We start from the raw sequence: 12905 nt of genomic DNA on the forward strand, positions 1-12905 counted from the left end.
ACGAGTGTCTCTGATCGCTTCTGACCACTTCCGCATCGTTGTCGGCCTCGGCAAGAGCGGCATGTCCCTGGTTCGCTTCCTGGCGAACCGGGGCGTGGCGTTTGCCGTGGCCGACACGCGGGACAATCCACCGGAACTGGCCACGCTCAAGCGTGACTATCCGCACGTGGAAGTGCGTTGTGGCGAGCTGGACGTGGAATTCCTCTGCCGTGCCGACGAGCTCTACGTGAGCCCCGGCCTGGCGCTGGCGACTCCGGCCCTGCAAGCCGCTGCGGCGCGTGGCGTGAAAATGTCCGGCGACATCGAGTTGTTCGCGCGTAACGCGCGGGCGCCGATCGTCGCGATTACCGGTTCCAACGCGAAAAGCACCGTCACCACACTGGTCGGCGAGATGGCCGCTGCGGCCGGCAAACGCGTCGCCGTCGGTGGCAACCTCGGCACGCCGGCGCTGGATCTGCTCAGCGACGACATCGAGCTGTACGTGATGGAACTGTCGAGTTTTCAACTGGAAACCACCGACCAGCTCAACGCTGAAGTCGCCACCGTGCTGAACATCAGCGAAGACCATATGGATCGCTACAGCGGTCTGCCGGCGTATCACCTGGCCAAGCACCGGATCTTCCGTGGCGCGAAGCAGTTCGTGGTCAACCGTCAGGATGCGCTGAGCCGTCCTTTGATCGGCGAGGGCCAGCCGTGCTGGACCTTCGGTCTGAACAAGCCGGATTTCAAGGCATTCGGTCTGCGTGAAGAGGGCGGCGAGAAATACCTGGCTTTCGAATTCCAGAATCTGCTGCCGGTGCGTGAACTGAAGGTGCGCGGTGCGCATAACCAGTCCAACGCCCTAGCGGCGCTGGCGCTCGGCCATGCGGTCGGTCTGCCGTTCGACGCCATGCTGTCGGCCCTGCGCAACTTCACCGGGCTCGAACACCGCTGCCGGTGGGTGCGTGACCTGGATGGCGTTGCCTACTACAACGATTCCAAAGCCACCAACGTTGGCGCCGCACTGGCCGCGATTGAAGGCCTGGGCGCGGACATCGACGGCAAGGTCATTCTGATCGCCGGCGGCGATGGCAAGGGCGCCGAGTTCAATGACCTGCGTGCTCCGGTCGCGGCCAACTGCCGCGCCGTGGTCCTGATGGGCCGCGACTCGGACAAGATCGGCGAAGCGCTCGGCGATGCCGTGCCTCTGATTCGTGCGACCTCGCTGGTCGATGCTGTCGCGCAATGCCGTGCCGTCGCGCAACCGGGCGATGTGGTGCTGCTGTCGCCGGCCTGCGCCAGTTTCGACATGTTCAAGCATTACGAAGACCGTGGTCACCAGTTCGTCCGCGCCGTGGAGGAACTGGCATGAACCTTAGAAACATCATCAAACCGTACCCGTCGCCGTTGATCACCGGGCGTGGCATCGACCTCGATTTCCCGATGCTCGCCGGGTGTCTGGCGCTGCTCGGTCTCGGTTTGATCATGATTGCCTCGGCATCCACCGAAGTGGCAGCGGCGCAGTCGGGCAGTCCGCTGTATTACATGATTCGCCACCTTATTTATGTGGTGCTGGGTTTGGGCGCGTGCATCGTCACCATGATGATCCCGATCGCCACCTGGCAACGCCTCGGCTGGATGATGCTGATCGGCGCGTTCGGTTTGCTGGTGATGGTGATCATCCCCGGCATCGGCCGCGAAGTGAACGGTTCGATGCGCTGGATCGGTTTCAGCTTCTTCAACGTGCAGCCCTCGGAAATCGCCAAGGTGTTTGTGGTGATCTACCTCGCCGGTTATCTGGTGCGTCGCCAGAAAGAAGTGCGCGAGAGCTGGATGGGCTTCTTCAAGCCGTTCATCGTGCTGCTGCCGATGGCCGGTCTGCTGCTGATGGAGCCGGACTTCGGCGCCACCGTGGTGATGATGGGCGCGGCGGCGGCGATGCTGTTTTTAGGCGGGGTCGGGCTGTTCCGTTTCTCGCTGATGGTGGTGCTGGCGGTCGGTGCCGTGGTCTTGCTGATTCAGATGCAGCCCTACCGGATGGCACGTCTGACCAACTTCGCCGACCCGTGGGCCGATCAGTTCGGCGCCGGTTATCAACTGTCGCAAGCGTTGATCGCGTTTGGTCGCGGTGAATGGCTAGGCGTGGGCCTGGGCAACAGCGTGCAAAAGCAGTTCTACCTGCCGGAAGCGCACACCGACTTCGTGTTCTCGGTACTCGCCGAAGAGCTCGGCGCGGTCGGTTCGCTGTGCACCGTCGCGCTGTTCGTGTTCGTGTGTGTTCGCGGCATGTACATCGGCTTGTGGGCCGAGAAGGCCAAGCAGTTCTTCGCCGCTTATGTGGCTTACGGTCTGTCGTTCCTGTGGATTGGTCAGTTCCTGATCAACATCGGTGTGAACGTCGGCCTGCTGCCGACCAAGGGTCTGACCTTGCCGTTCCTCAGTTACGGCGGTAGTTCGCTGGTGATCTGCTGCGCCTGTCTGGGCTTGTTGCTGCGCATCGAGTGGGAGAGTCGAACCCACCTGGGCAGCGAAGAGATGGAATTCCATGAAAGCGACTTCGCCGAGGAGCCGACTCATGGGCGCTAACGTATTGATCATGGCCGGCGGTACCGGCGGCCACGTGTTCCCGGCGCTGGCCTGTGCCCGCGAGTTTCAGGCGCGCGGCTACACCGTGCACTGGCTCGGCACACCACGCGGCATCGAAAACGAACTGGTCCCGGCGGCGGGTCTCGAGTTGCACCGGATCAACGCCAGCGGCCTGCGCGGCAAGGGCAAACTGTCGTTGCTCAAGGCACCGTTGATGTTGCTGAAATCGGTGTGGCAGGCACGGGCAATCATGCGTCGCCTGAAGCCGGTGTGTGTGGTCGGCTTCGGTGGTTATGTGACCGGGCCCGGCGGCCTCGCCGCGAAACTGGCCGGCGTGCCGGTGATCGTTCACGAGCAGAACGCCGTCGCCGGCACCGCCAATCGGTTGCTGGTGCCGTTCGCCGCCCGAGTGTGTGAAGCGTTCCCCGACACCTTTACTCTGTCGGACAGCCGCCGTACCACCGGTAATCCGGTGCGCAGCGAGCTGTTCCTCGACACCTCGCGTCCTGCTCTGGCCGGCCGCAAAGCGCGTTTGCTGATCCTTGGCGGTAGCCTGGGCGCAGAACCGTTGAACAAATTGCTGCCTGAAGCCCTGGCCCAGGTCGCTGCCGATTTGCGCCCGGAAGTGTTTCATCAGGCCGGCAAAAATCACGATGAAGTGACTGCCGAGCGCTACCGCACCGCCGGTGTGGAAGCGCAGGTGCAGCCGTTCATCAAAGACATGGCCCAAGCCTATGGCTGGGCTGACCTGGTGGTATGCCGCGCAGGCGCGTTGACCATCAGTGAGCTGGCGGCCGCCGGTCTGCCCTCGATGCTGGTGCCTTTGCCCCACGCGATCGACGATCACCAGACCCGCAACGCCGATTATTTGGCTCGCGAAGGCGCTGCCTTCCTGATGCCGCAAAGAACGACTGGCGCCGCGGACCTTGCCGCGCGCCTGACAGAGGTCTTGATGCAACCGCAACGACTCGAAGCAATGGCCCAAGCGGCCCGCCGTCTGGCCAAACCCGATGCCACCCGTAGCGTGGTCGATACCTGTCTGGAGGTGGCCCATGGTTGAGAATCAGAAAGCCATGCCACAACCGGAAATGCGCCGCATCCGCCGCATCCACTTCGTCGGTATCGGCGGCGTGGGTATGTGCGGTATCGCCGAAGTGCTGTTGAACCTGGGCTATCAAGTCTCCGGTTCCGACCTGAAAGCCTCGCCGGTCACCGAGCGCCTGGAATCCTTCGGCGCGCAGATCTTCATTGGTCACCGTGCCGAGAACGCTGCGGCCGCTGATGTGCTGGTAGTGTCGAGCGCGGTGAACACCTCCAACCCGGAAGTCGCGACCGCGCTTGAGCGCCGCATCCCGGTGGTACCGCGTGCGGAAATGCTCGCCGAGCTGATGCGCTATCGCCACGGCATCGCCGTCGCCGGTACCCACGGTAAAACCACGACTACCAGCCTGATCGCTTCGGTGTTTGCTGCCGGTGGCCTCGATCCGACCTTTGTAATCGGTGGCCGGTTGAATGCCGCGGGCACCAATGCCCAGCTCGGCACCAGCCGTTACCTGATCGCCGAAGCCGACGAGAGCGATGCGAGCTTCCTGCATTTGCAGCCGCTGGTGGCCGTGGTCACCAACATCGACGCCGATCACATGGCGACCTACGACGGCGACTTCAACAAACTGAAGAAAACCTTCGTCGAATTCCTGCACAACCTGCCGTTCTACGGGCTGGCGGTGATGTGCCTGGACGATCCGGTGGTGCGTGAAATCCTGCCGCTGGTCAAGCGTCCGACCGTGACCTATGGCTTCAGCGAAGACGCCGACGTGCGCGCGATCAATGTTCGCCAGCAAGGCATGCAGACGTTCTTCACCGTGCTGCGCCCGGATCGCGAGCCGCTGGAAGTGTCGGTGAACATGCCCGGCAACCACAACGTGCTCAACTCGCTGGCGACCATTTGTATTGCCACCGACGAGGGCGTCAGCGATGAAGCCATCGTACAGGGGCTCTCGGGTTTCCAGGGCGTGGGTCGACGCTTCCAGGTCTACGGCGAACTGCCGGTCGACGGCGGCAACGTGATGCTGGTTGACGACTACGGCCATCACCCGACCGAAGTCGCGGCGGTGATCAAAGCCGTGCGCGGTGGCTGGCCGGAGCGCCGTCTGGTGATGGTGTATCAGCCGCACCGTTACAGCCGCACCCGCGATCTGTACGACGACTTCGTCAATGTACTGGCCGACGCCAACGTGCTGCTGCTGATGGAAGTCTATCCGGCCGGCGAAGAGCCGATCCCCGGCGCCGACAGCCGCAAGCTGTGCAACAGCATCCGTCAGCGCGGCCAGCTCGACCCGATCTACATCGAGCGTGGCGTCGACCTCGCGCCGCTGGTCAAGCCGCTGCTGCGTGCCGGCGACATCCTGCTGTGCCAGGGCGCCGGTGATATCGGCGGGCTCGCGCCGAAGCTGTTGAAAAGTGAATTGTTCGCTGGCGCCGTGGCGGCGTCGGTCGAGGGGAAGTTGAAATGACTGCTGCCTACGCCAAGCTGTTTTCCACCATCGCGCCGAAAGACTTCGGCCGCGTCGCCGTGCTCTTCGGCGGCCTGAGTGCCGAGCGTGAGGTTTCGTTGAAATCCGGTAACGCCGTGCTCGAGGCGCTGCAAAGCGCTGGCGTGGACGCGTTCGGCATCGATGTCGGCGACGACTTCCTGCAGCGTCTGCTCAGCGAAAAGATCGACCGTGCGTTCATCATTCTTCACGGTCGCGGCGGCGAAGACGGCAGCATGCAAGGCCTGCTCGAATGCGCGGGCATTCCGTACACCGGCAGTGGCATTCTGGCCTCGGCACTGGCCATGGACAAACTGCGCACCAAGCAGGTCTGGCACAGCCTCGGCATTCCGACGCCGCGTCACGCCGTGCTGTGCAGCGAAGCCGATTGTATTTCGGCAGCGACGGAACTGGGCTTCCCTTTGATCGTCAAACCGGCGCATGAAGGTTCAAGTATCGGGATGGCCAAAGTGAGTTCTGCGTCCGAGTTGATCGACGCATGGAAAGCGGCCAGTACCTACGATTCACAAGTGTTGGTCGAGCAATGGATTCAAGGTCCGGAGTTCACCATCGCCACTCTGCGTGACCAGGTGTTGCCTCCTATCGCCCTGGGGACACCGCACTCGTTCTACGACTACGACGCCAAGTACATCGCCAACGATACCCAGTACCGCATTCCGTGCGGGCTGGATGCCGCCAAAGAGCAGGAACTCATGGATCTCACGGCCAAGGCCTGTGAGGCGCTGGGTATTGCCGGTTGGGGCCGGGCGGATGTGATGCAGGATGCCGACGGGCAGTTCTGGTTCCTCGAAGTGAATACCGCACCGGGCATGACCGATCACAGTCTGGTGCCGATGGCGGCGCGTGCCGCCGGTCTGGATTTCCAGCAACTGGTACTGGCCATTCTGGCGGCCAGCGTTGAAGACGCCGGCAATAAAGAGGCGCGAGGTTAAGACCATGCAAGGCGCTCATCTGCGACATCAGCCCCCCGCACCCGGCCGCAAGCCGGTGCCGCGTGGCGCCAGCCGAATGGTGGCGAAAGAGCCGATGTCCGCGCGCCTGCCGAAAGCCAATTTCGACTTTCTGAAAAGCCTGTTCTGGCCGGTGCTGCTGGTGGCGCTGGGCTTCGGTACGTACGAAGGCGCGCAGCGTCTGCTGCCGTACGCCGACCGGCCGATCAGCAAGATCGCGGTGCAGGGCGACCTGAGCTACATCAGCCAGCAGGCGGTGCAGCAGCGCATCGCGCCATTCGTGGCGTCGAGCTTCTTCACCATCGATCTGGCCGGGATGCGCACCGAGCTTGAGCAGATGCCATGGATCGCCCACGCCGAAGTGCGTCGCGTGTGGCCGGATCAAGTGGTGATCCGCCTCGAAGAGCAACTGCCGGTCGCGCGTTGGGGTGACGAGTCGTTACTCAACAACCAGGGCCAGGCGTTCACGCCCAAGGAGCTGGCGAACTACGAACACCTGCCGCAACTGTTCGGCCCACAACGGGCGCAGCAGCAAGTGATGCAGCAGTACCAGGTGTTGAGCCAGATGTTGCGCCCGCTGGGTTTTTCGATTGCACGCCTGGAATTGCGTGAACGCGGCAGCTGGTTCCTGACCACCGGTGCCGGCAGTTCCGGCCCCGGCATCGAGTTGCTGCTGGGACGCGGCAATCTGGTGGAAAAGATGCGCCGCTTCATCGCCATCTATGACAAGACGCTGAAAGAGCAGATTACGAACATTGCGCGCATCGATCTGCGCTACGCCAACGGCCTCGCTGTTGGCTGGCGGGAACCCGTAGCGCCGACGACAGCCCAACCCGCTGTCGCAAAGAATTAAGAAGAGGCAGGACCCATGGCAAACGTGCAAAGCGGCAAAATGATCGTCGGTCTCGATATCGGCACCTCCAAGGTGGTGGCGCTGGTCGGCGAGGTCTCCGACGACGGCTCGCTGGAAATCGTCGGGATCGGTACCCATCCGTCCCGTGGCCTGAAGAAGGGCGTGGTGGTCAACATCGAGTCCACCGTGCAGTCGATTCAGCGCGCGATCGAAGAAGCCCAGCTGATGGCCGGCTGCCGCATTCACTCGGCATTTGTCGGCGTGGCCGGCAATCACATCCGTAGCCTGAATTCCCACGGCATCGTTGCGATCCGTGATCGTGAAGTCAGCTCGGCGGACCTCGAGCGTGTACTGGATGCCGCTCAGGCCGTGGCGATCCCGGCTGACCAGCGCGTGCTGCACACCCTGCCGCAGGATTACGTGATCGATAACCAGGAAGGCGTGCGCGAGCCACTGGGCATGTCCGGCGTACGTCTGGAAGCCAAGGTTCACGTGGTCACCTGTGCCGTCAACGCCGCGCAGAACATTGAAAAATGCGTGCGTCGCTGCGGTCTGGAAATCGACGACATCATCCTCGAGCAACTGGCCTCGGCCTACTCGGTGCTGACCGACGACGAGAAAGAACTGGGCGTGTGCCTGGTCGACATCGGCGGCGGTACCACCGACATCGCGATCTTCACCGAAGGCGCGATCCGCCATACCGCGGTGATCCCGATTGCCGGTGATCAGGTGACCAACGACATCGCCATGGCGTTGCGCACCCCGACCCAGTACGCCGAAGAAATCAAGATCCGTTACGCCTGCGCCCTGGCCAAACTGGCCGGCGCCGGCGAAACCATCAAGGTGCCAAGCGTTGGCGACCGTCCACCGCGCGAACTGTCGCGTCAGGCCCTGGCCGAAGTGGTCGAGCCGCGTTACGACGAACTGTTCACGTTGATCCAGGCCGAACTGCGTCGCAGCGGCTACGAAGACCTGATCCCGGCCGGCATCGTGCTGACCGGTGGCACGTCGAAGATGGAAGGCGCCACTGAACTGGCCGAGGAAATCTTCCACATGCCGGTACGCCTCGGTGTACCGCATGGCGTCAAAGGCCTGGATGACGTGGTGCGCAACCCGATCTATTCCACTGGCGTCGGCTTGTTGATGTACGGCCTGCAAAAGCAGTCCGACGGGGTGTCGTTCTCCGGCATCGGCAGCCGCGACAGCTACAGCAACGAAGAGCCACAGGCACCGTTGCTGGACCGCTTGAAGAAGTGGGTTCAGGGCAACTTTTAAAAGCAGCTTGAAGCGACAAGCTTCAAGCGGCAAGCAACTGCAGTAGATACACCGCAACAAACAGCAGTAGGCGAAAAAACTAGAGAATGTAAGGAGAGGGAAAATGTTCGAACTCGTAGACAACATCCCCGCAAGCCCGGTAATCAAGGTTATCGGTGTCGGCGGTGGCGGCGGCAACGCTGTCAATCACATGGTCAAGAGCAACATCGAAGGCGTTGAGTTCATCTGCGCCAACACCGATGCTCAAGCGCTGAAAAACATCGGCGCGCGGACCATCCTGCAACTGGGCACCGGCGTGACCAAAGGTCTGGGCGCGGGCGCCAACCCTGAAGTGGGTCGTCAGGCCGCTCTGGAAGACCGCGAGCGCATTGCCGAAGTGCTGCAGGGCACCAACATGGTGTTCATCACCACTGGCATGGGCGGCGGTACCGGTACCGGTGCAGCGCCGATCATCGCCGAAGTGGCCAAGGAAATGGGCATCCTGACCGTTGCGGTCGTGACGCGTCCGTTCCCGTTCGAAGGCCGCAAGCGTATGCAGATCGCCGATGAAGGCATCCGCATGCTCTCGGAAAGCGTCGACTCGCTGATCACCATTCCGAACGAAAAACTGCTGACCATCCTCGGTAAAGACGCAAGCCTCCTGTCGGCTTTCGCCAAGGCAGACGATGTACTGGCCGGTGCCGTTCGCGGTATCTCCGACATCATCAAGCGTCCGGGCATGATCAACGTCGACTTCGCCGACGTGCGTACCGTGATGAGCGAAATGGGCATGGCGATGATGGGCACTGGCTGCGCCAGCGGTCCGAACCGTGCACGTGAAGCCACTGAAGCGGCAATCCGCAACCCGCTGCTCGAAGACGTCAACCTGCAGGGCGCACGCGGCATTCTGGTGAACATCACCGCCGGTCCTGACCTGTCGCTGGGTGAGTACTCCGACGTGGGTAGCATCATCGAAGCCTTCGCTTCCGAGCACGCCATGGTCAAGGTCGGTACCGTTATCGATCCGGACATGCGCGACGAGCTGCACGTCACCGTGGTTGCTACCGGTCTGGGCGCGAAAATCGAGAAGCCTGTAAAGGTCATCGACAACACCGTTCACACCTCCATGGCGTCGGCGCAGGTGCAACAACCGGCTCCGGCCCGTCAGGAAGCGCCAGCGGTGAACTACCGTGATCTGGACCGTCCGACCGTCATGCGCAACCAGGCTCAGGCCGGTGCTGCGGCTGCCGCGAAGATGAATCCGCAAGATGACCTGGACTACCTGGACATCCCGGCATTCCTGCGTCGTCAGGCCGATTGATGGAATGTATCAGGCCTATGAAGGTGATTGGTGTTCAGCAAAGGCATGGTCTGCTATCATCGCCAGCCTTTGTTGATACCAGTTCGCAATTTGCGCTGAAGCGGCCCAAGCCATGATTAAACAACGCACACTGAAAAATATTATCCGTGCCACAGGTGTAGGCCTGCACTCCGGTGAGAAGGTCTATCTGACCCTCAAGCCTGCGCCTGTCGACACTGGCATTGTGTTTTGTCGCGCTGACCTCGACCCTGTGGTGCAGATTCCTGCCCGCGCGGAAAACGTCGGTGAAACCACTATGTCGACGACGCTGATCAATGGCGACGTCAAAGTGGACACGGTAGAGCACTTGCTCTCGGCCATGGCTGGCCTGGGCATCGATAACGCCTACGTCGAGCTCTCCGCGTCCGAAGTCCCGATCATGGATGGCAGCGCTGGACCCTTCGTATTCCTGATTCAATCGGCAGGCCTGGAAGAACAGGACGCCGCCAAGAAATTCATCCGCATCCTGCGTGAAGTGACAGTGGAAGACGGCGACAAGCGCGCCACTTTCGTGCCTTTCGAAGGGTTCAAGGTGAGCTTCGAGATCGATTTCGATCACCCGGTTTTCCGGGACCGCACCCAGAGTGCAAGCGTGGACTTTTCCAGCACTTCGTTTGTAAAAGAAGTCAGCCGCGCGCGTACCTTTGGTTTCATGAGTGACATCGAGTACCTGCGCAAGCACAATCTCGCACTCGGCGGCAGCGTTGAAAACGCAATCGTGGTCGACGCCGATGGCGTGTTGAACGAAGACGGTCTTCGTTATGAAGACGAATTCGTTAAACACAAGATCCTCGATGCAATTGGCGACCTGTACCTGCTGGGCAACAGCCTGATTGGTGAGTTCAAAGGCTTCAAGTCCGGTCATGCACTGAACAACCAGCTGCTGCGCAAGTTGATTGAGCAGACAGACGCTTGGGAAGTGGTGACGTTCGAAGACGCCAGCACCGCACCGATCTCTTACATGCGCCCGGTTGCGGCCGTGTAAGTAAAAAACCTCTCTAGTTTTTTGAAGGCCATCCCTGGATGGCCTTTTTTTATGCCTTTGGTTTTTGTGTTGCCTGGGCCGGCCTCATCGCGAGCAGGCTCACTCCTACAGGGGAATGCATTCCAAATGTAGGAGTGAGCCCGCTCGCGATAGGGCCGGTGAGGCCCCAATGAACCTGTCAGGAAGCCACCACCACCCGATTACGCCCCCCTTCCTTGGCCTGATACAACGCCTTGTCCGCCGCAAACAGCAACTGCTCCAGCGTCATCTCGCTGGCCGTCGTCCAGGTCGCAATGCCAATGCTCACCGTCATCGCCCGCTCAGCCCCGTCCACCAGCGGCAGTTGCTCGACTGCCTGGCGAATCTTCTCGGCAATCCGTTGCGCGCCCTGGCTGTCGGTCTCGGCCAGAATCACCGAAAACTCCTCACCGCCATAACGCGCCACGAGATCCGCCGGGCGTCGCACGTTTTCGCCAATCACCTGCGCCAGGGTTTTCAGTGCCTGATCCCCGGCCTGATGCCCGTGGCGGTCATTGAACGCCTTGAAGTGATCGGCATCGATCATCATCACTGACAACGGCTGGCCCGAACGCTGGGCGCGAAACCATTCATGACGCAGCGTCTGATCAAGCATGCGTCGGTTGGCCACGCCGGTGAGATCGTCGGTGGCCGCCAGTTGAGCCAGTTCGCGCTCGGCACGCTGGCGCAAGCGCAGCTCGCGGGCGAGCAGCCAGGTCAGCCAGAGCAACCCCACGCACAACACACCGGTGGCGCCGCTGATCAGCAGTGCGGTGCGCCGCCAGGTGCCGAACACTTCGTCGCTGGACAGCGCGACCATCACCGTCAGCGGCAGATTGCCGACCCGCGAATACGTATACAGGCGCTGCTGCTGATCCATGCTTGAGGTGCTGGTGAAACTGCCTTTGCCATCCTTGTCGCTGAGGATTTTCACCACATTGGGGCGGTTGCCAAAGCTCTTGCCGACCGAATCGCTCTGCAGATAAGGCTTCTGCGCGAGCAGCACGCCATCGCTGTTGATGATGTTCAGCGTGCTGTCTTTACCGATATCGAGGCTGTTGAACAACTGATCGAAGTAGTCGAGCTTCAGTGACGCCACGGCCACGCCGGCAAACTCGCCGGTTTGCGTGGAAATCCGGCGGCTGAAACTGATCGTCCACTGATTGGCTTCATCGCAGTCGCAACGGGTCTGGAACGGTCGGCTGATGAACATGCCGATGTCGCGGTTGAAGGCGTGGGCGAGGAAATAATCGCGGTCGGCAAAATTGCCCGGCTTCGGCTCGACCCGCGAAGAGTCGGCGACGACATTGCCAAGCTTGTCGAGCAGCAGGATATCGCCCTTGTAGCGCGCCGTGGTCGAGCGATCGAACAGCGCCAGATGACGGATCTGCGGCGAGACGTTCTGCAGATCATCCCGTTGCGCGGCGGCAATCAGGCCTTGCAGCGTCAGGTCATACAGCTCGACCGTGCGCAGCACATCGGCGTCGATCAGTTGCGCAATGGTCGTGGCGCTGCGAGTGGCGGATTCCTGGGCGCTGGCGTGCTCGCGGATGAGCAGGAAGGTGACGATGCACACAATCGCGATCACGCTGAGCAGACTGCCACAGATCAGCAGTCGCTCGGGGCGTTTGGATTTGCCCGTGGTGGACGGGGTACGGCTTACGATCATGGTGGACTGTCGGTTGGGATGATCTTCTTAGCGTAGTTAAACACACACCACAAAACCCTGTGGAGAGAGCAATCCAAAACGAAAAAAGGCCGCTGAAAATCAGCGGCCTGCAATGACGACGGTTGAACGGGAAGAGCCAAACAACCGCGTCGAGGGAAACGGTGGCGCGGTGTGCGACTCAGCTGTCGGTTTCGCCGACTGGCGTCTGTGAGGTGGCAGCCTGCGGGGCTTGCGTGGCGTTTTGGGTCTTGGCCATCACTTCGGCCCGATGCTGATCGAATGCTTGCGCGCGGGCAATGTTGTGCGCCACGAATGTTTGCGATTCTTCAGCCATCGCCATCGGCGACAGGAACAATGAGGACAAAACGAACGCGCTGGCAATACCCATACTGTTGGACATCCTGGAAACCTTCTCGCTTGGCGAGTGCTGTTTGGTGCGGGCAAAGATAAGGTTGCCGGGCGATGGGAAACAGCGTGGTTTTCATAAATGACTGTTGCGTAGGAGGTAAAAGTCCAGGATCGCGGTGTAGCCAAGAGCAACCCCTCACTCCAGCCCTCTCCCCAAGGGGGCGAGGGGGAAAGGGAGCTGATCGGGGGCTTTTCAGAACTTGAGTTCGACTGGGTATTTCAGGTCGATGCAACTCGAGAGAACAACGCGGTCAGTCCCCTCTCCCTCCGGGAGAGGGCTAGGCGGGCGGC

At 61.4% G+C, this 12905-nt stretch carries 11 protein-coding genes; 9 read left to right on the forward strand and 2 right to left on the reverse strand.

Annotation, left to right across the window (positions count from 1 at the left end; all coding sequences use genetic code 11):
* Positions 1–4 precede the first annotated feature (4 nt).
* From murD to lpxC, 9 genes are all read left to right on the forward strand, one after another.
* Positions 5–1351: a UDP-N-acetylmuramoyl-L-alanine--D-glutamate ligase gene (gene murD, locus BLU24_RS06560; RefSeq protein WP_093098485.1), complete on the forward strand. Its 1347-nt coding sequence runs from the start codon at positions 5–7 to the stop codon at positions 1349–1351.
* Positions 1348–2565, forward strand: a complete 1218-nt coding sequence (gene ftsW, locus BLU24_RS06565) for a putative lipid II flippase FtsW (protein ID WP_090286119.1) — start codon at positions 1348–1350, stop codon at positions 2563–2565. The genes murD and ftsW overlap by 4 nt, the downstream gene beginning before the upstream one ends.
* On the forward strand, positions 2555–3625 hold the full coding sequence (murG, locus tag BLU24_RS06570) for an undecaprenyldiphospho-muramoylpentapeptide beta-N-acetylglucosaminyltransferase (RefSeq protein WP_093098488.1): 1071 nt from the start codon (positions 2555–2557) through the stop codon (positions 3623–3625). Before ftsW ends, murG begins: the two co-directional genes overlap by 11 nt.
* Positions 3618–5078 carry a UDP-N-acetylmuramate--L-alanine ligase gene (gene murC / locus BLU24_RS06575; RefSeq protein WP_090286114.1) on the forward strand — a complete coding sequence of 487 codons (1461 nt, stop codon included), beginning with the start codon at positions 3618–3620 and terminating at the stop codon, positions 5076–5078. The genes murG and murC overlap by 8 nt, the downstream gene beginning before the upstream one ends.
* Positions 5075–6049: a D-alanine--D-alanine ligase gene (locus BLU24_RS06580; RefSeq protein ID WP_090286112.1), complete on the forward strand. Its 975-nt coding sequence runs from the start codon at positions 5075–5077 to the stop codon at positions 6047–6049. Before murC ends, BLU24_RS06580 begins: the two co-directional genes overlap by 4 nt.
* Positions 6050–6053: 4 nt before the next feature.
* Entirely contained in the window at positions 6054–6920 is an 867-nt protein-coding gene (locus BLU24_RS06585) for a cell division protein FtsQ/DivIB (protein WP_093098491.1), read from the forward strand.
* A 15-nt stretch (positions 6921–6935) separates the two neighbouring features.
* Positions 6936–8195, forward strand: a complete 1260-nt coding sequence (gene ftsA, locus BLU24_RS06590) for a cell division protein FtsA (RefSeq protein WP_007916987.1) — start codon at positions 6936–6938, stop codon at positions 8193–8195.
* 103 nt (positions 8196–8298) lie between these two features.
* On the forward strand, positions 8299–9495 hold the full coding sequence (gene ftsZ / locus BLU24_RS06595; RefSeq protein WP_016986475.1) for a cell division protein FtsZ: 1197 nt from the start codon (positions 8299–8301) through the stop codon (positions 9493–9495).
* A 112-nt stretch (positions 9496–9607) separates the two neighbouring features.
* Entirely contained in the window at positions 9608–10519 is a 912-nt protein-coding gene (lpxC, locus tag BLU24_RS06600) for a UDP-3-O-acyl-N-acetylglucosamine deacetylase (protein WP_007916984.1), read from the forward strand.
* 178 nt (positions 10520–10697) lie between these two features.
* Here lpxC and BLU24_RS06605 read toward each other — a convergent pair whose 3' ends face one another.
* Positions 10698–12206, reverse strand: coding sequence for a sensor domain-containing diguanylate cyclase (locus BLU24_RS06605; RefSeq protein ID WP_093098494.1), 1509 nt, complete (start codon positions 12204–12206; stop codon positions 10698–10700).
* Positions 12207–12384: 178 nt separating this feature from the next.
* Complete coding sequence (locus BLU24_RS06610; protein ID WP_093098498.1) at positions 12385–12606, reverse strand: hypothetical protein; 222 nt, start codon at positions 12604–12606, stop codon at positions 12385–12387.
* Between the last annotated feature and the right edge of the window lie 299 nt (positions 12607–12905).

Origin of the sequence: Pseudomonas sp. Z003-0.4C(8344-21) (assembly GCF_900104975.1) — a bacterium.
GTDB lineage: Bacteria > Pseudomonadota > Gammaproteobacteria > Pseudomonadales > Pseudomonadaceae > Aquipseudomonas > Aquipseudomonas granadensis.

Bases quoted from the DNA above. Each gene is read 5' to 3' on its own strand.
- ftsW (WP_090286119.1), top strand. From the start codon at position 1,348: ATGAACCTTAGAAACATCATCAAACCGTACCCGTCGCCGTTGATCACC.
- murG (WP_093098488.1), top strand. From the start codon at position 2,555: ATGGGCGCTAACGTATTGATCATGGCCGGCGGTACCGGCGGCCACGTG.
- murC (WP_090286114.1), top strand. From the start codon at position 3,618: ATGGTTGAGAATCAGAAAGCCATGCCACAACCGGAAATGCGCCGCATC.
- BLU24_RS06580 (WP_090286112.1), top strand. From the start codon at position 5,075: ATGACTGCTGCCTACGCCAAGCTGTTTTCCACCATCGCGCCGAAAGAC.
- BLU24_RS06585 (WP_093098491.1), top strand. From the start codon at position 6,054: ATGCAAGGCGCTCATCTGCGACATCAGCCCCCCGCACCCGGCCGCAAG.
- ftsA (WP_007916987.1), top strand. From the start codon at position 6,936: ATGGCAAACGTGCAAAGCGGCAAAATGATCGTCGGTCTCGATATCGGC.
- ftsZ (WP_016986475.1), top strand. From the start codon at position 8,299: ATGTTCGAACTCGTAGACAACATCCCCGCAAGCCCGGTAATCAAGGTT.
- lpxC (WP_007916984.1), top strand. From the start codon at position 9,608: ATGATTAAACAACGCACACTGAAAAATATTATCCGTGCCACAGGTGTA.
- BLU24_RS06605 (WP_093098494.1), bottom strand. From the start codon at position 12,206: ATGATCGTAAGCCGTACCCCGTCCACCACGGGCAAATCCAAACGCCCC.
- BLU24_RS06610 (WP_093098498.1), bottom strand. From the start codon at position 12,606: ATGTCCAACAGTATGGGTATTGCCAGCGCGTTCGTTTTGTCCTCATTG.